22 protein-coding genes and 1 pseudogene are annotated in these 20,223 nt (G+C 70.4%); 20 read left to right on the top strand and 3 right to left on the bottom strand.

The features are described from left to right. Positions 1 to 58: 58 nt before the first annotated feature. The 13 genes from cpaB to IH50_RS0110920 all read left to right on the top strand — a co-directional run bounded on the left by cpaB (position 59) and on the right by IH50_RS0110920 (position 10,803). Positions 59 to 766 carry a Flp pilus assembly protein CpaB gene (gene cpaB, locus IH50_RS0110860; protein ID WP_030859878.1) on the top strand — a complete coding sequence of 236 codons (708 nt, stop codon included), beginning with the start codon at positions 59 to 61 and terminating at the stop codon, positions 764 to 766. A 9-nt stretch (positions 767 to 775) separates the two neighbouring features. After that, positions 776 to 2,029 (top strand): AAA family ATPase, encoded by a 1,254-nt coding sequence (locus tag IH50_RS0110865; protein WP_030859880.1) that lies wholly within the window; start codon positions 776 to 778, stop codon positions 2,027 to 2,029. Between the two features lie 2 nt (positions 2,030 to 2,031). Then, positions 2,032 to 2,418, top strand: a complete 387-nt coding sequence (locus IH50_RS0110870; RefSeq protein WP_420709047.1) for a pilus assembly protein — start codon at positions 2,032 to 2,034, stop codon at positions 2,416 to 2,418. A 1-nt stretch (position 2,419) separates the two neighbouring features. Then, positions 2,420 to 2,800 carry a TadE/TadG family type IV pilus assembly protein gene (locus tag IH50_RS0110875; RefSeq protein WP_030859884.1) on the top strand — a complete coding sequence of 127 codons (381 nt, stop codon included), beginning with the start codon at positions 2,420 to 2,422 and terminating at the stop codon, positions 2,798 to 2,800. Between the two features lie 14 nt (positions 2,801 to 2,814). Further along, complete coding sequence (locus tag IH50_RS0110880) at positions 2,815 to 4,152, top strand: CpaF family protein (protein ID WP_030859886.1); 1,338 nt, start codon at positions 2,815 to 2,817, stop codon at positions 4,150 to 4,152. An 11-nt stretch (positions 4,153 to 4,163) separates the two neighbouring features. After that, positions 4,164 to 5,108: a type II secretion system F family protein gene (locus tag IH50_RS0110885; protein ID WP_030859888.1), complete on the top strand. Its 945-nt coding sequence runs from the start codon at positions 4,164 to 4,166 to the stop codon at positions 5,106 to 5,108. 21 nt (positions 5,109 to 5,129) lie between these two features. Further along, positions 5,130 to 6,017 carry a DUF5936 domain-containing protein gene (locus IH50_RS0110890; RefSeq protein WP_030859889.1) on the top strand — a complete coding sequence of 296 codons (888 nt, stop codon included), beginning with the start codon at positions 5,130 to 5,132 and terminating at the stop codon, positions 6,015 to 6,017. Positions 6,018 to 6,035: 18 nt separating this feature from the next. Then, positions 6,036 to 7,691 (top strand): sensor histidine kinase, encoded by a 1,656-nt coding sequence (locus tag IH50_RS0110895; protein ID WP_030859891.1) that lies wholly within the window; start codon positions 6,036 to 6,038, stop codon positions 7,689 to 7,691. Beyond that, complete coding sequence (locus IH50_RS0110900; protein ID WP_030859893.1) at positions 7,688 to 8,551, top strand: response regulator; 864 nt, start codon at positions 7,688 to 7,690, stop codon at positions 8,549 to 8,551. The genes IH50_RS0110895 and IH50_RS0110900 overlap by 4 nt, the downstream gene beginning before the upstream one ends. Before the next feature lie 148 nt (positions 8,552 to 8,699). Continuing rightward, positions 8,700 to 8,933: a hypothetical protein gene (locus IH50_RS37585; protein WP_030859896.1), complete on the top strand. Its 234-nt coding sequence runs from the start codon at positions 8,700 to 8,702 to the stop codon at positions 8,931 to 8,933. Further along, positions 8,930 to 9,532: a pilus assembly protein TadG-related protein gene (locus IH50_RS0110910; RefSeq protein ID WP_030859898.1), complete on the top strand. Its 603-nt coding sequence runs from the start codon at positions 8,930 to 8,932 to the stop codon at positions 9,530 to 9,532. Before IH50_RS37585 ends, IH50_RS0110910 begins: the two co-directional genes overlap by 4 nt. A 33-nt stretch (positions 9,533 to 9,565) precedes the next feature. Next, entirely contained in the window at positions 9,566 to 10,147 is a 582-nt protein-coding gene (locus IH50_RS0110915; RefSeq protein ID WP_030859900.1) for a hypothetical protein, read from the top strand. 8 nt (positions 10,148 to 10,155) lie between these two features. After that, positions 10,156 to 10,803 carry an OmpA family protein gene (locus IH50_RS0110920; RefSeq protein ID WP_030859902.1) on the top strand — a complete coding sequence of 216 codons (648 nt, stop codon included), beginning with the start codon at positions 10,156 to 10,158 and terminating at the stop codon, positions 10,801 to 10,803. Between the two features lie 84 nt (positions 10,804 to 10,887). Here IH50_RS0110920 and IH50_RS0110925 read toward each other — a convergent pair whose 3' ends face one another. The 3 genes from IH50_RS0110925 to IH50_RS0110935 form a co-directional block, all read right to left on the bottom strand. Next, entirely contained in the window at positions 10,888 to 11,256 is a 369-nt protein-coding gene (locus IH50_RS0110925; RefSeq protein ID WP_030859904.1) for a DUF192 domain-containing protein, read from the bottom strand. 78 nt (positions 11,257 to 11,334) lie between these two features. Then, a complete protein-coding gene (locus IH50_RS0110930) occupies positions 11,335 to 12,858 on the bottom strand; it encodes a hypothetical protein (RefSeq protein ID WP_030859906.1) in 1,524 nt (507 codons plus the stop codon). 93 nt (positions 12,859 to 12,951) lie between these two features. Next, positions 12,952 to 13,632, bottom strand: coding sequence for a DUF4232 domain-containing protein (locus IH50_RS0110935; protein WP_030859908.1), 681 nt, complete (start codon positions 13,630 to 13,632; stop codon positions 12,952 to 12,954). 299 nt (positions 13,633 to 13,931) lie between these two features. Here IH50_RS0110935 and IH50_RS0110940 point away from each other — a divergent pair, with 299 nt between their 5' ends. The 7 genes and pseudogenes from IH50_RS0110940 to IH50_RS0110965 all read left to right on the top strand — a co-directional run bounded on the left by IH50_RS0110940 (position 13,932) and on the right by IH50_RS0110965 (position 20,180). Beyond that, positions 13,932 to 14,168 carry a hypothetical protein gene (locus IH50_RS0110940; protein ID WP_051767258.1) on the top strand — a complete coding sequence of 79 codons (237 nt, stop codon included), beginning with the start codon at positions 13,932 to 13,934 and terminating at the stop codon, positions 14,166 to 14,168. 85 nt (positions 14,169 to 14,253) lie between these two features. Continuing rightward, positions 14,254 to 14,913 (top strand): hypothetical protein, encoded by a 660-nt coding sequence (locus IH50_RS0110945; protein ID WP_030859911.1) that lies wholly within the window; start codon positions 14,254 to 14,256, stop codon positions 14,911 to 14,913. 17 nt (positions 14,914 to 14,930) lie between these two features. Continuing rightward, a complete protein-coding gene (locus tag IH50_RS0110950; protein ID WP_051767276.1) occupies positions 14,931 to 15,929 on the top strand; it encodes a hypothetical protein in 999 nt (332 codons plus the stop codon). 131 nt (positions 15,930 to 16,060) lie between these two features. Next, positions 16,061 to 16,201, top strand: a pseudogene (locus IH50_RS42495) (LLM class flavin-dependent oxidoreductase); the annotation flags it as partial. A gap of 42 nt (positions 16,202 to 16,243) precedes the next feature. Next, positions 16,244 to 17,053 carry a class I SAM-dependent methyltransferase gene (locus tag IH50_RS0110955; RefSeq protein ID WP_037872264.1) on the top strand — a complete coding sequence of 270 codons (810 nt, stop codon included), beginning with the start codon at positions 16,244 to 16,246 and terminating at the stop codon, positions 17,051 to 17,053. Positions 17,054 to 17,775: 722 nt separating this feature from the next. Beyond that, positions 17,776 to 18,549, top strand: coding sequence for an isoprenyl transferase (locus IH50_RS0110960; protein WP_030859916.1), 774 nt, complete (start codon positions 17,776 to 17,778; stop codon positions 18,547 to 18,549). A gap of 305 nt (positions 18,550 to 18,854) precedes the next feature. After that, a complete protein-coding gene (locus IH50_RS0110965) occupies positions 18,855 to 20,180 on the top strand; it encodes a PhoH family protein (RefSeq protein ID WP_030859918.1) in 1,326 nt (441 codons plus the stop codon). Positions 20,181 to 20,223 lie beyond the last annotated feature (43 nt).

A 20,223-nucleotide genomic window follows, 5' to 3' on the forward strand; every position in this document is an offset into this window, starting at 1 on the left:
ACCGCAGACCCCCGCCCGAGTCCGCTCGACCGATATCCCCGATGAGGTTGCACGGTTCATGAACTCCCGTCAGCGCCGCGGCGTGATACTCCTGCTCCTGTCGGTCCTGTGCGCCCTCGGCGCGTTCGCCGGCGTCCTCTCCGTCATCGACGACGTGGAGTCCAAGGTCGGCCCCGAGGTCACCGCGTACCGGCTGAAGACGAACGTGGCGCCCTACACCCCCCTCAGCACGGGCCAGTTCGAGAAGATCGAGATGCCCGAGCGGTGGCTGTCGAAGAACGCCGTCACCGACCTGGACGAGATCCGGGGCAAGATCGCCGTGACCGATCTGCGGGAGGGCTCCCTGCTGCAGAGCGACATGATCGTGAACCAGCCCGCCCTGCAGCCGGGACAGCAGGAGGTCGCCATCATGATCGACGCGGCCACCGGCGTCGCCGGCAAGATCACACCGGGCTCCTCGGTCAACGTCTACGCCACCTTCGAGGGCGAACGCGAGGGCGACCCCGACCAGTCCAGGATCATCGTGACCAACGCCAAGGTCCTCGACGTCGGCAAGATCACCGCCCTCCGGCCCGACGAGAACGACCGCGGCCGGGAGCCCACCGACGCCGTCCCGATCACCTTCGCGCTGTCCGCCGCCGACGCCCAGCGCATCACCTACGCCGAGTCGTTCGCCCGGCGGGTCCGCCTCGCGCTGGTCGCACCCGGAACCGACGGCACCGTCCCGGACTCACAGCGGACGTACGAACTCGCGAAGGACAAGTGAGAGGCCCGCATGCCCACGAGGATCCTGCCGGCAGTCGGCGACGCGGACGCGGTCCGGTCCCTCATCACCCTGCTCAGCCAGCTCCCGGACGCCGAACCGGTCGCCCCGGTGACCGACTCCACCCAGCTCATCGACACCCTCGCCCGCCTGGCCGCCGAGTCCGTCGACGAGCTGCCCGAGGTCGTGGTCGTGCACGAGCGGATCGGCCCCGTCCCCGCCCTGGAACTGATCCGCGAAGTCGCCCTGCGCTTCCCCGCCGCCGGCGTCATCCTCGTCACCTCCGACGCGAGCCCCGGCCTCTTCCAGGCCGCCATGGACTACGGCGCCCGCGGCCTGGTCGCCCTCCCGCTCGGCTACGAGGAACTCGCCAGCCGCGTCCAGGCCGTCGCCCAGTGGTCCGCCGGCGTACGACGCCACCTCGGCTCCGGCGGCGACGTCTTCACCGGTGCCGGCGGCACCGTCGTCACCGTCAGCGGCGCCAAGGGCGGCGTCGGCACGACCCTGACCGCCATCCAGCTCGCCCTCGCCGCCCAGGCCTCCGGCCGCACCACCGCCCTCGTCGACATGGACCTCCAGACCGGCGACGTCGCCGCCTACCTGGACGTCCAGTTCCGCCGCTCCGTCGTCGACCTCGCCGCCGTGGGCGACATCTCCCCGCGCGTCCTCGCCGACGCCGTCTTCCGCCACGACACCGGCCTCGCCCTGCTGCTCGCCCCCGGCGAGGGCGAACGCGGCGAGGACGTCACCGACCGCGCCACCCGGCAGATCGTCAGCGCCCTGCGCTCCCGCTACGAGGTCGTCGTCATCGACTGCGGCGCCCAGCTCGGCGGCGCCGGCGCGGCGGCGGTGGAGATGGCCGACACGGCCCTGCTGGTCACCACCCCCGACGTGGTCGCCGTACGGGGCGCGAAGCGGGCGGTGCGGATGTGGGACCGGCTGCAGATCCGCAAGGCCGAGGAGACCACCGTGGTCGTCAACCGGCACACCCGGTCCACGGAGATCCAGCCCCCGCTCATCCGGAAGATCACCGGCACCGCGGTCGCGGCCACCGCGATCCCCGCCCACTTCAAGGAACTGCAGGCCGTCGTGGACGCCGGCCGCGTCCACGAACTGGAGAACAAGAGCACGGTGAAGCAGGCCCTGTGGGGCCTGGCCGGCGAACTCGGCCTGGTCAAGGCCGCCGAGGGCGCCCGCAAGGGCGGCCGGCCGCGCGGCGACCGGGGGTCGGTGAGCTTCCGGCGGCGCAGGGACGGAGGGGGATGACCATGAAAGCGGCATCACCCGCGCGTGACCGGGGCCAGGTGACCATCGAGTTCCTCGGCATGACCCCCACGATCCTCGTGACGCTGGTGGTGCTGTGGCAGCTCGTCCTGGTGGGGTACGCGTTCACACTCGCGGGGAATGCTGCGGACGAGGCCGTACGGGCGGCCACGGCGGCGGCACCGGGCGCACGCCAGGGCGCCTGCCGGGCGGCAGGGCTGGACAAGCTGTCGGGAGCGTGGGCGGGGGGAGCGACCGTGAACTGCACGACCTCGGGCGGCTTCGTCACCGCCGACGTGAGGCTGGACGTCCCCCTCCTCTTCCCCGGCGCCGTCTCCCTCCCCCTCGACGTGGAGGGACACGCGGGCGCGGTCGAGGAGGAGACGGACTGACATGTCGTACGAGCCCTGCGAGCCGCCCGCACACCGGCTCCGCGCCCGCGACCGCGGCCAGGTCGCCATCGAGTACCTCGGCTTCCTCCCGGTCCTGCTCATCGTCGCCATGGCCGCCGTACAGCTCGGCCTGGTCGCCTACACCGCCCAGCAGGCCGGCACGGCGGCCCGCGCGGGAGCGCGCAGCGCGTCACTGGGCGAGGCGTACGGCTACACCTGCAGGGACGCCGTCAGCACCTGGCTCGCCGACGGCACCTCCTGCGAGGGCTATCCGGGAGGCGACGAGATCACCGTCACCGCCACGGTCGACATCCCCTCGATCGTGCCGGGCTGGGACTTCGGCCCCGCCCGCAAGTCCGCCACGATGCCGCGAGACCACTGAGGAGCGAGCGACCCATGAGCCTGCGGGCACGCATCAACTCCCCCGAGGAGACGGCCGGCCGGGGCGAGGACGGCCACCTGGTCGCCTCCTACCGCGCCAAGCTCCTGGAGGAGATCGACCTCGCGGAGATGAGTTCGCTGGCGGCGGCCGAGCGCCGGGCCCGGCTGGAACGCGTCCTCGGCCACATCATCAGCCGCGAGGGCCCGGTCCTGTCGACCGTCGAGCGCTCCCAGCTGATCCGCCGGGTCGTCGACGAGGCCCTGGGCCTCGGCATCCTGGAACCCCTGCTGGAGGACGCGTCCATCACCGAGATCATGGTGAACGGCCCGGACGCCATCTTCGTCGAGCGCGGCGGCCGCGTCGAACAGCTCCCGCTCCGCTTCGCCTCCAACGACCAGCTCATGCAGACGATCGAACGCATCGTCTCCACCGTCAACCGCCGCGTCGACGAGTCGAATCCCATGGTCGACGCCCGCCTCCCCTCCGGCGAGCGCGTCAACGTCATCATCCCGCCGCTCTCCCTGACCGGCGCCACCCTCACCATCCGCCGCTTCCCCCGCTCCTTCACCCTCCAGGAACTGATCGGCCTCGGTTCCCTGAACGAGCACATGCTGTACCTGCTGGCCGGCCTGGTGCAGGCCCGCTTCAACGTCATCGTGTCCGGCGCGACGGGCACCGGGAAGACGACCCTCCTCAACGCCCTCTCCGGCCTGATCCCCGAGCGTGAACGCATCATCACCATCGAGGACTCCGCCGAACTCCAGCTCCAGCAGCCGCACGTCATCCGCCTGGAGTCCCGCCCGCCGAACGTCGAGGGCAAGGGCCAGGTCACCATCCGCGACCTGGTCCGCAACTCCCTCCGTATGCGCCCCGACCGCATCGTCGTCGGTGAGGTCCGCGGCGGCGAGTCCCTGGACATGCTCCAGGCGATGTCGACGGGCCACGACGGCTCCCTCGCCACCGTCCACGCCAACAGCGCCGAGGACGCCCTGATGCGGCTCCAGACCCTCGCCTCCATGTCGGACGTGGAGATCCCCTTCGTGGCGCTCCACGACCAGATCAACAGCGCCGTCGACGTCATCGTCCAGCTCACCCGCTTCGCCGACGGCGCCCGCCGCATCACCGAGGTCGCCCTGCTGGAGAGCCACGCGTCGGAGCCGTACCGGCTGACCACGGTCGCCCGCTTCCGCGCACAGCCCATGACCGCCGACGGCCGCGTCCACGGCGTCTACGAGCACCACCCCCTCCCGCGCCGCACCGCCGACCGCCTCTACATGGCGAGCCAGCCCGTCCCCCAGGCGTTCGGCGTCGCCCAGTCCTACGACCAGCTCGCCACCCGAGAAGCCAGGTAGGAACCGCCCCCATGGAGCTGCAGAACCTGATCACGCTGACCACCGGCGTCACGCTGCTGGCCTGCGTCCTCGCGGTCGTCGGCGTGCAGTCGTACGCCACCGGCAGGGCACAGCGGCAGGCACTGGTGGACCGGCTGTCGGCCACCGGCCGGATCCCCGTCGCCGGCCGCCGGCGCCACTTCCCCACCCTGGACCGCCGCCTGCGCCGCACCCGGCTCGGCAAGAAGCTCGAACTGCGCCTGTCGGCCACCGGCCTGGACATCACCCCCGGCGAGTTCTTCGCCTGCATGCTGGCCACGGTCGCCGGCCTGTGGCTCATCGGCCAGGCGACCCTCGCCCCCTTCTTCGGCCCGATCGCCGGCCTGCTCGGCGTCTGGGCGGCGCTGCAGTTCCTCAACTGGCAGCGGCAGAAACGCATCGAGAAGTTCATCAACCAGCTCCCGGAACTGGCCCGCATCCTCGCCAACGCCACCCAGGCCGGCCTGGCCCTCCGGACGGCCATCGGCATGGCGGCGGAGGAGCTGGAGGCCCCGGCGGGCGAGGAACTGTCCAAGGTCGCCAACCAGCTGGCGGTGGGCGCGTCGATGGACGACGCCCTCGGCGAACTCGCCGACCGCCTTCCGTCCCGTGAGCTGGTCGTCCTGGTCACCACCCTGGTGCTGTCCAACCGGGCGGGCGGCCAGGTGGTGAGCGCCCTGCGGAACCTGACGGAGACGCTGGAGGAGAGGAAGGAGACCCGCCGGGAGGTCCGTACACAGCTCTCCCAGGTCAGCATGACGTCGTACGCCGTCCCCGTGCTCGGCGTCGGCTCGCTGTTCCTGATGAACGGGGTGAAGGACGGGGCCCTGGACCGCATGACCGGCTCTCCGGCCGGGCAGGCCGCGGTGGTCGTCGCGTTCGCCCTGTACGCCATCGGCTTCGTCCTCATCCGCCGCCTGTCCCGCATCGACGTCTGAGCGGCGAGGAGGCCGACCGACATGGCACTTCTGCTGGCCCTCCTGATGGGCCTCGCCGTCTACGGCGTCTTCGCCGGCGTCCGCATGTACCGGGCGGAGGCGAAACTCCCCGGCGACCTGGCCCTGGCCCTGGAGGTCGGCGCCACCCGCACGGGCGCGGTCGACTCCCTCGTCGACCGCATGGGCATGCGCTACGCCCCCGCCGTGCTGCGCCTCATGGGCCCCAAGCAGGTCGCCAAGTACCGCCGCAAGATCGACCTGGCGGGCAACCCCGGCGGTCTGACCATCGACCGCTACGCCGCCCGCCGCGCGGTGTACGGCTTCCTGGGCGTCGTCGGCTTCCTGGTGTTCCTGATGCGCGGCCAGCTCTTCATGGCCCTGCTGCTCCTGGCCTTCGGCGCGTTCTGGACGGAGGTCGGCATCTGGTCGGCGATCCGCGTCCGCAGGGACGTCATCGAGCGGACGCTGCCGGACTTCCTGGACGTGCTGGCGGTGGTGGTGAGCGCGGGCCTGGGCTTCCGGCAGGCCCTGGACCGGGTGTCGTCGAAGTACGAGGGCCCGTGGGCGGACGAACTCCGTATCACCCTGCGTCAGATGGACCTGGGTATGAGCCGCAGGCAGGCGTTCGCGGAACTGCGCCGCCGCAACGACTCGGAGCAGGTGGCGATGTTCGTCACGGCGTTGCAGCAGGGCGAGGAGCTGGGGGCGCCGATCGTGGACACGCTGGTGTCCCTGGCGAAGGACATGCGCCGTACGGACTCCCAGAACGCCCGCCGCAAGGCGGCCCGCGCGGTCCCGAAGGCCACCATGATGATCACCACGTTCATGGTCCCGGCCACGATGATCCTCCTCGGCGCCGGTCTGATCCTCGGTTCCGGCATCGACTTCGGCGCGGTCACGGGCGAGTAGGGCAGAGGACAGGGGGTGATGACGACGACCAGGGAACGCACGGGGCTGTTCCGCCGCGCGGCCAGGCCGTCGGAGATCACCACCCCGCCGACGGGTACGGTCCTTCCGCCCTGTGCGCGGACGGGCGCCCCGGACATCCCGGTGACATCGGTGACCCCGGCACTGCCACCGGGCTGGGAACCGGTGGGGGACACACAGCCACGGCTGCCCGAACCACCGGCCGCGGAGGCCGCTCAGCCCTCGCAGGACCACGGAGCGTCAGCCGCCGATGGTGCTGGTCCCCCACAGGGGCCACCCGCACCCGACGACGAAAGCCGCACGGGTGGTGCGGGTGGGAACCCCCATCCGGCCGAAGGCCGGATGCACCCCCCACTACCCGCACCCGCATCCGCACCCGCACCCGCACCGGCACCGGCACCGGCATCCGCACCGCGCCCGGACGTCCAGATCCAGATCAACGCCCTCCAGGCCCTGTGCCGGCAGGCATTCGGTTTCCGCCTGGCGATGATCGCGCTGGCGACCCCCTCCGCCCTCCTCAACGCCGCCCCCGGCTGGAGCACCCGCCTCGTCGGCATGGCGGTGGTGGTCACTTTCATGGCCTCCTACGTCCTCTTCAGGGACTGGGAACGCTTCGGCCCCCTCCTCCTCCGCCACCCCACGCTCCTCGCGGCGGACACCCTCTTCGGAGCCCTGCTCCTGATCTCGGCGGGCCCCGGCACCACCCTCGCCTACGTCAGCGTCTGCACCCCCCTCCTCGCGGGCCTGATCTACGGCTGGCGCGGCGCGGCGGTCTTCGCCTCCCTCCAGGGCCTGATCCTCCTCCTGGTGTACGCGGCCCTGGACAATCCCCGGACGGACCCGGCGGAATCACTCCTCCTCCCCGGCCTCTGCGTGATCGCGGGCGCGGTCGGCTCCAGCCTCCGCAACCTCATGCTCCGTCTGGGCACGGCGACCCAGGCCCTCACCACGGTCCAGGCCCGCCTGGCCGTCACGGAAGCGGTCAGCGCCGAACGGGCCCGCCTGGCCCGCGAGATGCACGACTCGGTGGCCAAGACCCTGCACGGGGTGGCCCTGGCGGCGGACGGCCTGGCCGGCACGGCGGGCGCCCCGCACCTGGACCCGGCCCTGGTGAAACAGCAGGCGGAACTGGTGGCCCGCTCGGCCCGCAGAGCCGCCGCCGAGTCCCGCGAACTCCTGGCGGACCTGCGCAGGGAGTCGGACCCCGGCCAGGGCACGGACGTACTGGTCGAACTGGCCGCCCGTACCCGCGACTTCACCACCCGCACCGGCGTCCCCGCGACCTACCGCCCCACCGGCGAGCACACGGTCCCGCCCGTCCCGCCCGCCGTGGCCCGCCAGCTCCTCACGATCGCCTCGGAGGCCATGGAGAACGCCCACCGCCACGCGCGACCGACCAAGGTCGACGTCCACGCCGGCGTCCACGGCGACCTGCTCCGCATCAGCGTGTACGACGACGGCACCGGCATCCCGCCCGGCACCGACCTCGAACAGCTCCGCCGCGCCGGCCACTTCGGTCTCGTCGGCATGGTCGAGCGGGCGGCCTCGGTCGGCGCCCGCATCCGCATAGGCCGGGGCGCGCACACGCAAGGCACCGAAGTCCGCCTGGAACTGCCCCTGGCGGCCGTGACGACCCCCACGGAGGCCACCCCGTGAAGACACCACCGAACCCCTTCGCGAACGTCCCGCCCCCGGCCCCGCTCCGGGTGGTGGTGGCCGACGACAACCCGGTGGTCCGCGCCGGCCTGACCGCCCTCCTCACCGGACGCGAGGACATCACGGTGGTGGCGGAGGCGGCCGACGGCCGGGAGGCCTACGAGGCGGCCCACACGCATCGCCCCGACGTGGTCCTCCTGGACGTCCGCATGCCCGGCGTGGACGGCATCTCGGCGCTCCCGTACCTGGTACGGATCGCACCCGTGGTGATGCTGACGTACAGCGGGGAGTCGGAGATCGTCCAGGAGGCGCTGCGCAGGGGAGCGGGCGGCTACCTGGTCCACGGCGAGTTCACGGTGGACCAACTGGTGTCGGCAATCCGCGACATCAGGGAGGGCAAGCCCCACTTCACCCCCACAGCGGCAGGAGCGTTGCTCTCGCAACTGCGTCAGGACCCACGACCGGCGAGGCCGCTGCCGGAGGGGCTGGGTAATACACGCACAACTAACGCCACCACAAACGGACTCGGCCTGTCCCGCATCCCGCCCCCGCCTACTTCTGCGGAAAACCTTTCGCAACTGCAACCGGATATGGCACGATCGTCGTCTGGGTGGACAGGCGGCCGCCCGGCCGCTCCCGACAGGTCGGGGTACCAACTGAGCGCGAGGGAGGCGGAGATCATGGACCTCATCGCATCCGGCATGAACAACCAGCAGATCGCCGCCATGTGCTTCATCAGCGAGAAGACGGTCAAGAACCACATCAACCGCATCTTCGCGAAGCTCCACAGCACGAGCCGTTCCGAGGCCGCGGCGAAGTGGCTCGGTACGGCACCGGGTTCGGGCCGAGGGGCGGGGTGACCTCCGGTGACGGCGAGGACGACGAGGAAGTGGGCCCGGGATTGGGCCCTGGGACCCTCCGGCGGGCAGGGCTCCCGCCCGTACGGTGCGGATGCCGAAAGCGGCCCCGCGAAGCGGGCCGCTGTTGTGTCAGCCGGAGGGGAACACCATGAGCGACCTGATGATGAAGACCGCCGTCGCGACCAAGGTCCGGGTCAACGGCTGGAAGAACACGACGGTCGAGGCCATGCGGCGCCGCAACGCCGACAAGGGGCAGACCGCGGTCGAGTACCTGGGCATCATCGCGGTGGTCGTGCTGATCGTGCTCGCGATCACCGGCACCAGCATCGGTCAGACCATCCTCGGCAAGATCAACGCGCAGATCGCCAAGGTCGCTCCTTGACGCGATTCCGCCGGTACGGAGACGCAGGGCAGGCCTTCCCCATCTACATCACGGTGGTGGGGGGCCTGCTCTTTCTCGCGTTGGCGTACTTCGCGGTCGGCCAGGCCGCGGCGAATCGGAACGGTGCGCAGACCGCCGCTGACGCGGCGGCACTCGCGGCAGCTCAGGACAGGCGGGACCAGCTTGCCGGTGCGTGGTTGCGGGACCTGCTCGATCCGACCAAGTGGCAGGACGTTTTCGACGGTGACGCGGAAGGGCTCTCTCCGTCGTGCTGGCGGGCGGAGGAACTCGCGGCGCGGAACGACGCCGACATTCTGAGCTGCGGTCCCGACGGATTGCTGGGCTACACGGTCGAGGTCGAGACCACCAAGTCCGTGGGGAAGTCCATCGTCCCCGGCACGGAGGCACGCAGGTCCAACGCGTCCGCCACCGCCGTGATCGAGTCCCGCTGCGGGTTCGAGCTTCCGGCCGAGGACGCCGGAGACGATGTGCTGCCCGCCCTCGACTGCGATGGAACGACGTGGGAACTGGACCCGAAGGGCCCCGCCGAACTCCTTCCCCAGCCCGAGGACCTGTTCGAAGTCCACCTGGCCAACTGACAAGTGACGACGAGTGGTGAAGGAAGCGGAAAGATGAGTATTCGGATCACTGCCAAGGCGCGCAGGGGGATGGTCGCGTTGACCGCTGTGGCCGGCCTGGCCCTCGGAATGGCGGGCTGTGGCGGCGGTGGTGGCGACGATGAGAAACCGAAGCCTTCGTCATCCGCTTCCAAGGACGGTGGATCGCAGCCGAGCGCTCAGGAGGGGCAGGCGGAGACTCCACTGGCCGAGCTCAAGGGTACGGACGGACTGCTTCTCCAGGTCACCTCTGCCGTACGGGATTCCGGCGGCTTCATCACCGTGAGCGGCAACCTCAAGAACGACGGCGCGGAATCAGTGGCCGTCCCACCTCAGATGAGCGGTGACGAGACCGAGGTCGTCAGCCACGGTCCGTCGCTCGGTGGTGCCACCCTCGTGGACTCGAAGGGAAAGAAACGCTATTACGTGTTGCGAGACACGGACGGCCGACCGCTGACGACGACGGGTCTCACCACCCTCAGCGCAGGTCAGGCCCTTCCTGTCTTCATGCAGTTCCCCGCCCCGCCGGCCGACACGGCAGATGTGACCTTGCAGGTGCCGACGTTCTCCAGCGGCACGATCAAGATCTCCGGGTGAGGCCGGCCATGACTCGTACCCCGACCCGCCTGGCGCAGCCCCGCCTCGCCCTGGTCCTCTCGGCCGCCACGGTCATGGTCACCGTCAACCTGTACGGCGCGGCACCGGCCCACGCGGACGACGGCCCCAGCGTTCCACCGGGAACCGAGGCGTCCGCGTCCGCACCCGTGGAAATCGACCCCAATGACCCGGACCTCAAGCTCCCGGAGGGCGCCACCCTCACCGAACCCAAGGTCCTCGACATCAAGCAGATCGTGGAGGACAAGAGCGGTGACGAGCGCCGCGAGGACACCAACTCCGACGTGACGTTCGCGCTCCAGGCCGAGGTGTTGTTCGACAAGGACAGCGCGAAGCTCGGCGCGGAGGCGAAGGCCCGTATCGCCACGATCGCGGGCGAGATCAAGACGCAGAACGCGACGAAGGTCCGCGTCTTCGGCTTCACCGACAACCTGGGCTCGTCCGCGCACGGCGACGTCCTGTCCCGCCGGCGCGCCAACGCCGTACAGGCCGTCCTGGGCCAGGAGCTGAGCGACGCGGACATCACCTACGAGGTACGCGGTTACGGCGAGCAGTACCCGATCGCCGACAACTCCACGGAGGCCGGCCGCAAGAAGAACCGCAGGGTCGAGATCACGTTCCCGCGCACGGCAAGCTGAGCCGGGGCCGCGGGCACGCCGGCGGCGTGTCCTCGGGGCGGTCCTGCCCAGGGAGGGCGCGCGGACGTGCCCGGAGGCGGCGTCCTAAAGGCCCACTTCCACCCGGGCCCCGACCCGCAGCCCCCACCCCTCCATCGCCCCGGCCTCGGCTTCGAGCACATGCCGTGCCCGGAGCCGGGGCAGACCGAGCCGCCCCGGCGGCATGGTGCGTACGGCGATGACACGGAGCCGCCGGTCGAGGTAGGCGACGTCGATGGGTATGCGCATACGGAAGGTGTGCACGCTGTTGGCGGGCGAGAGCAGCAGGGCCCCGTCGAGGGAGTCACGCCCGAGCAGCCCTTTGGTACGGGCCCGGTAGGAGGTGGCGATCTCCAGGGGGACGCGCACCGGCACCCCCTCACCCTCCCCCCGTACGACGGTCAACTCCCCACGTCCGTCCCGCCAACGCGCCATTCCGACCGACCCCCTCGACCACCGATCACCGACCGACGAACCGTCCGCCCCGAACGTATCTCCGCAGGCCCCTCGGCATCAGTACGTGCGGAGTTGCGCGGCCAGGGCGGCGAGGGTCTGGGCGGTCTCGGACAGGCTCGCGACGGCGGCCTGGAGCTCCGAGGCGACGCGGGGAGCGGCGGGAAGGGCGGCGGACGCGGCGGCGACCGGTGTGCCGCGGTAGCCGATGGGACCCTCGTTCCAGCGCTGGTAGTAGCCGGTGAACGCCTGCCCGGCGGGGGCTTCCGCGAACCGGACCCGGGCGAGCTGGACCTCGGACCCGCCGGAGTTGCGGGTGATGTCGAGGCGGTAGTGGCGGTAGGCCTGGGCGTGGGAACGGAGGTGGAACTCGCGGGTCTGGAACCGCTCGGTGAACTTCTCACCGCCGCGCGTGTCCAGCGGCGTCCACGTGTGGCCGTCGTGGGAGCCGAGGAGGGTCCAGTCGCGGGGGTCGCGTTCGTCGAAGTCGTTCGCCGACGTCAGGGAGTACGAGGCGACGGCGGTGGGGCGGGCGAGGGTGAAGTCGAGGTGGGCGGTCTCCTCGAACGTCAGCCACTTGCTGCGCCGCTCCTCGAGGAGGTTGTCGGCCCCCTCGCCCCCTTCGTCGAACTCGCCGCTCGCCTCGACAGCGGTCACCTCGACCTCGGCGGCGGCGGTGTGCAGCACGGCCACTCCGGAGTTGCCCCGCTGGTCGCGCCAGGTGAACCGCTCGACGGGCGCCCCGCCGTCGTCGACCAGCAGCCGCAGTTCGTGCGAGGTGTGCCAGCTGCCGCCCCACCCCTCCTCCGTGTGGAAGCGGTGCAGGGGGGACGCCGAGAGGTTCCGGGTGTCGTCCGAGAACGGCCGGCGGTCGGTGAGCCGCCCCCGGTACTCGTACGCCGTACCGTCCGCGGCGCGGTACACGCCGTGGAAGTCGGACATGTTCGACTGGAAACTGATGGCGGCCTCGGCGCCGTCCTCGCCGTGCCAGCCGAGCTGTGCGGGCAGGGAGTGCTCGTCCCGGTCGATGTGGAAGAGCAGCCGCGGGGCCGCCTGCCAGGAGGCGGAGGAGGAGTGGGCGGGGCGGAGCTCCGTACGGTAGGCGAAGACCGAGTCCCGGGCGGCCTCGGCGACCCGCGCGCGCTCGGAGCGGCCACGCTCCCAGACGGGGTCCAGGGTGATCCGGTAGAGCCAGAGCATGCTGCCGGACTTGGCCGAGGAGCGTATCTCCAGGGTGTTGGTGCCGGGCTTCAGCAGACGCCCCGGCACGGCGAAGACGTTGTCCTGCGGAAGGTCGCCGCCACCGGGCACGGTGAGGTCCTCGGCCACGACCTCCCCCTGGACCAGGACGTCCATCGGCGCGTACCCGAGGTCGGAGCCGAGCTTGGAGACGAGGGCCGTGACGGTGAGCGTCACCTGGGGGACGTCCTCCGGGTCCTCCACCTCGAAGTCCAGCGTCACACTCCCGCCCGCGCTCAACGCCACGTGCGACCCGGCGAACCGGGCCCGCTGGTACCTGACATCGGCGTTGGCCAGCCGAGCCGGATCGACGGAAAAGTCGGCGTAGGTGACTTCAAAACCCATGTCAGCTCCAGATCATGACGGTACGTCAGTGAACATCGCCACGCGATGGTGACTGTGATCCAGGACCCTAGTGGGCCGGACTGACAACGTCGTTCAGGCGAAGGGAACGGCGTCCGCCGGGGAGGTGTGCCAGTTGGTGACGATCGGGTCCTCGACGGTGATGGTGTCGACCGGCAGGGAGACCGGGTTGGGGTCGGCGTCACCGACGGCGACGATGATGCTGTCCAGTTCCTTGCCACCGTCTCCGTTGGTGGTCTTCGGGTTCACCCCGGCGTAGGCGGTGGTGCTCCCGCTCAGCTTGACCTGCTCACCGACGGACTGCTCCGCGGGACCCGCCTCGGTGCCGTCGGATCCGAACGCCACGACCGGCAGCGCGGCGGGCAGGTAGCAGGTGATCCCCGGCTTCGCCTTCGCCATGATCAGGATGTATCCGCCGGCCTGGGTCTCCGACTTGGTGCTCCAGGAGATGTCGTTGGCGCCGCAGGTCTGCTCGACCGCCGTCCGCTTCCCGTTACCGGTGTCGACGCCGGAGCCGGCCCCGTCCTCGGTTCCCGTGCCCGTCGTGCCGGTGCCCTCGTCGGTGCCCTGACCGCTGCCCGCGGCCTCCGAGCCGGACGACGGGGCCGCCGTACCGCCGGTCGAGGCGGCGGACGAAGAACCGTTCGCGGCTCCGGTGTCCGTGGCCGCGTCCGTGTCCTGGCAGGCGGTCATCAGCATGGCGCCGCCCACGAGGGCTGCGGAGACGAGGAAGGCCTTGCGACGGTTGCCGGACATGAAATCCCCTTGAGAATCAGCTGGTTGAGGCCGAAGCGGTTTCGGCTTCTCGGTGCTTGCTTGATCACTATGAGGGGTCTGCGAGCCAAAGGGATGCCACCGCCGTCGTTCCACGACATCGCTGTCACAGAAAGGTGACATGGCCACGAACTCGTCCGAATGCCGGCCGAGTTTGAACCGATGGCCTGCCGCTCACCGCCCGATCGCTCCGGCTGACGGAGCGAGGCTCGGTTGGGCCGCACCTGGCCGCACTGACTGCACACCTGGACGCCCACTGGAGCCCCCATCGCACGCTGAGCATGCGAGCCCTCCTGCTCCGACGCGGCTCCGGCGAAGGGTTCCCCGAACCCTTCCACACCCTCTCCGCCAAGGACTGCTACGGCGACCTGACGCTCTGGGGCCCGCTGCCACCCACCCTCCCGTCCCCCCCGCTGGGCCGCCCTCTCCCTCAACAGTCCGACGGCGACGCCCCGTTGATCCTCACGGTCCTGATCACCGACCACCCGCTCACGGAACCGCGGAACCCCGCAAGTTGACTCCGTTCGCTCTGGTGCCTCGACTTACGCACCGGATAGCTTTGGACTTCGCTGAAGCCAAGCCTCGCCCCATTGGGAGCCGACTGTGACTCGCCGCCCCACCCTGCTCGCAGCGCTCGCGCTGACCGCCACCGCGGCCCTGACGCTGTCCGCATGCGGAAGCGACGACGACAGCCCGACAAAGGACAACGACAAGATCGCGGGCGCGGACACCGGCGGTGAGAAGTCACCCTCCCCGAGCCTCAGCCCGTCGGACTCCGGCGGACGTCCGAAGATCACGTTCCCTTCCGACGCGAAGAACGTCTTCGAGTACCAGAAGACGGGCGACGCGGCGAAGGACGCGGCGCTCGCCGACAGTACGCTCACCGTCAACGCCGTGGACGAAGCGATTTTCGAGGCTGACACGGGAACCGAGGCTCTGGGCTTCTACATCAAGGACAAAGCCTTGAGTTCGTACATCACTTACGTGCAGAAGTACATCGACGATGGCGAGACGTGGGTCGGTGAGACTCGTTACTTCAAGTACAAGGTGACACTTTCGGGTGAGCAGAAGGCCTACGTCACCTACTGCTCCGACGAGAGTGAGTCGTACATCAAGAACAAGAAGACGGGAGAGGTTGACAGGTCGCCGGCCACGGAGAGGTCATACGTCCTGTACAACACGAGTCTGACCGAGAACTCCGATGGAATTTGGCAGACCACCGACGTCGTCTCGGACAGGGGGAGCAAGGCGTGTCAGCCGTAAAGAAATCGGCGAGGACCATCACGGTCCTCACGCTCGCGTGCGCTTGCCTATTTGCTTCACACGCGGCTTATGCTGGTCGTGACGAAAACGGAAATGCCAATCAGACGGACCAGAGTGCCCACGCCGACGACGAAGGGAACCTTTCCGTCACCGTCGGCGGCGTCGTCTTCGACCACTCGAAGAACGGCAGCGGCGACTCCGCTGGGGCATTGACCTCGTCCACGTCGTGGAGTCCGCCCCCCTGCTGGTACGCCCCCAAGTACACCCCCGAGCAACTGCAGAAGCACCTGGAACCGATCTGGGAAGCCGGCTCGACGGGCTACGAGTGGGACGCCAAGCAACGCGAGAAGTACAACGCCGACGACGAGAAGAAGGGCTTCAACAAGGACAAGTCCGGCGAAGGCTATTGGTGGGGCTCGTACGTGGACAAGAGCTACCCGCCGGGCTGGGACTCCTGCGACGAGGACTACTTCTGGGTGGACACGGGCGACGCGCCGCCCGCGAACATCGAGAACGCCATCACCCCCGAAATCCTCGCCGAACTCGCCTACGCGGAGATCCGCGTCCCGGGCACCGAGGTGACGCTGGCCCCCGCGGAAGCCACCAAGGTGAACCTCCCGACGTGGGCGTGGCTGGACGGCGCTGAGTTCAAGCCGGTCTCGGTCACCGCGTCCGTCGAGGAGATCGGACTCGAGGCGACGGCCACGGCGGAGCCGGTCTCACTGGAGATCAAGCCGGGCACGCCGGATGCGGAGACCTACCCGGCTTCGGGCGTCTGCGAGATCAATGACGGCCGTATCGGTGAGCAGTACGAGAAGGGCAAGGCGGACAAGACGCCTCCATGTGGCGTGAAGTACCTGCGCTCCTCGGGCGACGGCACGTTCCCGCTCCAGGCGACGGTCACCTGGGAGATCCACTGGACCGGCACCGGCGGCGCGGGCGGCGACCTCCCCGACGGCGAGTTCGGAGCGACGCAGGACGTCGAAGTCCAGGAAATCCAGGCCATCAACCGCTGACCCCGAGCCTCGCCCCACCGGGAGCCGGCTGTGACCCGCCACCCCACCCTGCGCGCAGCCCTCGCGGTGACCGCCACCACGGCCCTGGCGCTGTCCGCCTGAGGAAGTGGCGACGGCAGCGCCGCCAAGGCGCCGGTGCCACCGGGCCCCGTACCGTGCGGCTTGCCGAGGCCGGGGCCGACCCGGTGATTCCGTAGCCGGCCGGCGATGAACCGGACCCGGAGGGTTTCGTGCGGTTCGTGGCGGAGGAGGTACGGCCGTCGGTGCCGTAAAGCCGGAGGACAGGCGGAGGCCGCTGCGTGCATGATCGGAGCATGACGGACAAGGCGGCCCGCCGTACCTTCGACGACCTGATCGCGGAAGGAGCCTCCGTGCCCACCGAGGGGTGGGACTTCTCCTGGTTCGAGGGGCGGGCCAGCGAGGCCCGGCCCTCATGGAGGTATGCCGAGGCGATGGCCGGCCGGCTGGGCGGGGCCGGCGCCGTGCTCGACATCCAGACCGGGGGAGGGGAGGTCCTGGACTTCGCCCTCGCCAACACCCCCCGGCGACCCCGGCTCGCCGTCGCCACCGAGGGCTGGCCGCCCAACCTGGCCAAGGCCACCGCCCTGCTCCGGCCGCGCGGTGTCGCCGTCGTCGCCTCACCCGAGGACGCGCCGCTGCCCTTCGCGGACGGGGCCTTCGACCTCGTCGTCAGCCGGCATCCCGTCGAGGCCCGCTGGGAGGAGATCGCGCGGGTGCTCGAGCCCGGTGGTGTCTACTTCGCCCAGCACGTCGGGCCCGGCAGCGTTTACGAGCTCGTCGAGTACTTCCTCGGGGCGCAGCCGGGAGAGCGGCGCGAGGCGCGGCATCCGGACCGCGAGCGGCGCGCGGCCGAGGCCGCCGGGCTGGAGATCGTCGAGCTGCGGGCCGAACGGCTGCGCGTGGAGTTCTACGACATCGCCGCCGTCGTTCACTTCCTGCGGAAGGTGATCTGGATGGTGCCCGGCTTCACCGTCGAGGCGTATCTGCCGCGGCTGCGCGCCCTGCACGAGCGGATCGAGCGCGAGGGGGCCTTCGTGGCCCACAGCACCCGGCATCTCTTCCACGCCCGCAAGGGCGGAGCCGACCGCGCCCCGCGTCCGTGAGTTTCCTCATCGTTATGGGGTGCGGCTGGTCCGCGGAGCAGGGGATCACATAGGTTCGGACCAAGGTGATTCGCGTCGGCAAAGCCGCGCGGGGCGTCGGTACCGCGCAGCGGAGGGGGCTGCGCGGTGCCCGGTCCGGTCCCTTCGGGTCAATCCGGTGTCCGCGCCCGGGTCACCCGTCGGAGGGACGGCCGAAAGTGTGGTCATCCGGTCGGCGGGTGGTGCCACATCCGGCACAGAACCCCCTCGTCGCTCGATTTTCGCTCGATTCCGCCGGTTTTCAGCCACCTCGGGTCCCGGAACGGCGCCCTCCGGAGTCGTCCGCGTGTCGCCGGACGGTTTCGGAGAGTAGTTGTGGCGCGCCGATGTACGCGGCATCCCTCACGAAGGGTTATGGTGGAAACCCCCCCTCGGGCCGGTCCGTCTCCCCCCCACGGACCGGCCCGTTTTTTCTTGGCCCCAGAGTGCGCGGGGCGCGGGGCACGCGGGACGAGCACCCGACGGGACGGCGGTACGGGCGACCGTCCGGGACGGCGGGCAAACGCGACCACCCGGACTTCCCCCCTGGGCTTTGGGGGCCTCCGCCCCGTCAGGGGTACGCTTCGCCTTCGGGGACCGCCATACGGACAGGGGTCGCCCGCGGCCGAGACCGGGCCGCTTGCCGCGCCACGCGGTGGGGAGCGCCGCGCCTGTCCGATCCGTACGGAGGGGCTGACGATCACGTGAACCTGCGCGACAAGCTGCGGGGCCTGCTGGTCAGGCTGTACGCACGCCGGGTGGAAGGTCACCTGGACACCGCTCAGGTGCCCAAGCACATCGGCGTCATCATGGACGGCAACCGCCGCTGGGCGAAGGCCGCGGGTTCCAGCACCGTCCACGGCCACCGGGCCGGCGCGGACAAGATCGGGGAGTTCCTCGGCTGGTGCAGCGAGACGGACGTCGAGGTCGTCACCCTCTGGCTGCTGTCGACGGACAACTTCGACCGGCCGAAGGAGGAGCTCGTCCCGCTCCTCGGCATCATCGAGGACGTGGTGCGCACCCTCGCCGCCGACGGACGCTGGCGGGTCCATCACGTCGGCACACGCGACCTGCTGCCGTCCGGGCTGCAGACCATCCTGAAGGAGGCCGAGCAGGCCACCGCGGACATCGACGGGATAATGGTCAACGTCGCCATCGGATACGGCGGCCGCCAGGAGATCGCCGACGCGGTGCGGTCCATGCTGCTGGACGCCCACGAACAGGGCACGTCGATGGACGAGCTCGCCGAGGCCGTCGACATCGACATGATCGGGCGTCACCTCTACACCCGCGCCCAGCCCGACCCGGACCTCGTCATCCGCACCAGCGGTGAGCAGCGGCTGTCCGGATTCATGCTCTGGCAGACCGCACACTCGGAGTACTACTTCTGCGACGTGTTCTGGCCGGCCTTCCGCAAGGTCGACTTCCTGCGCGCCATGCGCGACTACGCCGCCCGCCACCGGCGCTACGGCGGCTGAACACCCCGCGCATCCTCCGCAGGTCACACGGAGTTCACCGGCGCGCCGTCATATGCCGTGGCATGGCGGCGCTCGTTCGAGGGCATAGACCAGACAGGTCGACACCCGAACCACGGGTGTCGGATCTCAGCGGGCGGCGCAGAAGCCGTCCGCCCGGGAGGCCCTTTGCACCAGCCCGACCGTGCGGTCACGGCACGGAAGAAGCGGCGGAGGGCCGGTTTCCGGCCCGCTGTGCATGCGGGCCGTCGACCGGTCCAGTCCCGCCTCGTCGCTCCCCGACCTCATCCGAGGGGGTACGTTCTTCCGTGGTGACCAGCGCAAAGCGCCACAAGCCCGACCGGCGCACCTATGTTCTCGACACCAGCGTCCTGCTGGCCGATCCAGGCGCCCTGACCCGCTTCGACGAGCACGAGGTCGTGCTCCCCGTCGTCGTGGTGACGGAGCTGGAGGCCAAGCGGAACCATCCCGAACTCGGCTATTTCGCCCGTCAGGCGCTGCGCCTGCTGGACGACTACCGGGTGCGGTACGGCCGTCTCGACGCCCCCATCCCGACCGGGGACCTCGGCGGGACGCTGCGGGTCGAGCTCAACCACTCGGACCCCAGCGTGCTGCCCAGCGGCTACCGCCTGGGGGACAACGACTCCCGCATCCTCGCGGTCGCCCGCAACCTGCAGGCCGAGGGGTTCGACGTCACCGTGGTGTCGAAGGACCTCCCGCTCAGGATCAAGGCGTCCTCCGTGGGACTCCTCGCCGAGGAGTACCGCGCGGAGCTCGCCATCACGGACTCCTCCGGCTGGACCGGAATGTCCGAACTGACCCTGCCCGGCGAACAGGTGGACGTCCTCTTCGAGGAGGGGCACGTGTACGTGCCCGAGGCCGCAGGGCTGCCCGTGCACACCGGGCTGACCATCCAGTCCGAGCGCGGCAAGGCGCTCGGGCGGGTCACGCCCGAGGGCAACGTCCGTCTGGTGCGCGGCGACCGGGAGGCGTTCGGCATCAAGGGCCGCAGCGCCGAGCAGCGCATCGCGCTCGACCTGCTGCTCGACCCGGACGTCGGGATCGTGTCCATGGGCGGCCGGGCCGGCACCGGAAAGTCGGCGCTGGCCCTGTGCGCGGGTCTGGAGGCGGTGCTGGAGCGCCGGCAGCACCAGAAGGTGATGGTCTTCCGTCCGCTGTACGCGGTGGGCGGGCAGGAGCTCGGCTACCTGCCGGGTTCCGAGGCGGAGAAGATGAGCCCCTGGGCGCAGGCCGTGTTCGACACACTGTCGGCGGTCACCAGCCGGGAGGTCATCGAGGAGGTCACCGCGCGCGGCATGCTGGAGGTCCTGCCGCTCACCCACATCCGGGGCCGCTCGCTGCACGACGCGTTCGTGATCGTCGACGAGGCCCAGTCGCTGGAGCGGAACGTCCTGCTGACCGTGCTGTCCCGGATCGGGGCCAATTCGCGGGTCGTCCTGACCCATGACGTCGCCCAGCGGGACAATCTGAGGGTCGGCCGGTACGACGGTGTGGTCGCCGTCGTCGAGAAGCTGAAGGGGCATCCGCTGTTCGCGCACGTCACCCTGACGCGGTCCGAGAGGTCCCAGATCGCCGCGCTTGTGACCGAAATGCTCGAAGACGGGCAGATCTGACCCGCGGTATCCAACACGGGCCGGTTACCGATCGGTTGGCGCC

This window comes from Streptomyces sp. NRRL S-37, assembly GCF_000721605.1.
GTDB lineage: Bacteria > Actinomycetota > Actinomycetes > Streptomycetales > Streptomycetaceae > Streptomyces.

Bases quoted from the DNA above. Each gene is read 5' to 3' on its own strand.
- IH50_RS0110880 (WP_030859886.1), top strand. From the start codon at position 2,815: ATGAGCCTGCGGGCACGCATCAACTCCCCCGAGGAGACGGCCGGCCGG.
- IH50_RS0110920 (WP_030859902.1), top strand. From the start codon at position 10,156: ATGACTCGTACCCCGACCCGCCTGGCGCAGCCCCGCCTCGCCCTGGTC.
- IH50_RS0110895 (WP_030859891.1), top strand. From the start codon at position 6,036: ATGACGACGACCAGGGAACGCACGGGGCTGTTCCGCCGCGCGGCCAGG.
- IH50_RS0110890 (WP_030859889.1), top strand. From the start codon at position 5,130: ATGGCACTTCTGCTGGCCCTCCTGATGGGCCTCGCCGTCTACGGCGTC.
- IH50_RS0110885 (WP_030859888.1), top strand. From the start codon at position 4,164: ATGGAGCTGCAGAACCTGATCACGCTGACCACCGGCGTCACGCTGCTG.
- IH50_RS0110930 (WP_030859906.1), bottom strand. From the start codon at position 12,858: ATGGGTTTTGAAGTCACCTACGCCGACTTTTCCGTCGATCCGGCTCGG.
- IH50_RS0110875 (WP_030859884.1), top strand. From the start codon at position 2,420: ATGTCGTACGAGCCCTGCGAGCCGCCCGCACACCGGCTCCGCGCCCGC.
- IH50_RS0110870 (WP_420709047.1), top strand. From the start codon at position 2,032: ATGAAAGCGGCATCACCCGCGCGTGACCGGGGCCAGGTGACCATCGAG.
- cpaB (WP_030859878.1), top strand. From the start codon at position 59: ATGAACTCCCGTCAGCGCCGCGGCGTGATACTCCTGCTCCTGTCGGTC.
- IH50_RS37585 (WP_030859896.1), top strand. From the start codon at position 8,700: ATGAGCGACCTGATGATGAAGACCGCCGTCGCGACCAAGGTCCGGGTC.
- IH50_RS0110925 (WP_030859904.1), bottom strand. From the start codon at position 11,256: ATGGCGCGTTGGCGGGACGGACGTGGGGAGTTGACCGTCGTACGGGGG.
- IH50_RS0110940 (WP_051767258.1), top strand. From the start codon at position 13,932: ATGCGAGCCCTCCTGCTCCGACGCGGCTCCGGCGAAGGGTTCCCCGAA.
- IH50_RS0110935 (WP_030859908.1), bottom strand. From the start codon at position 13,632: ATGTCCGGCAACCGTCGCAAGGCCTTCCTCGTCTCCGCAGCCCTCGTG.
- IH50_RS0110865 (WP_030859880.1), top strand. From the start codon at position 776: ATGCCCACGAGGATCCTGCCGGCAGTCGGCGACGCGGACGCGGTCCGG.
- IH50_RS0110915 (WP_030859900.1), top strand. From the start codon at position 9,566: ATGAGTATTCGGATCACTGCCAAGGCGCGCAGGGGGATGGTCGCGTTG.
- IH50_RS0110955 (WP_037872264.1), top strand. From the start codon at position 16,244: ATGACGGACAAGGCGGCCCGCCGTACCTTCGACGACCTGATCGCGGAA.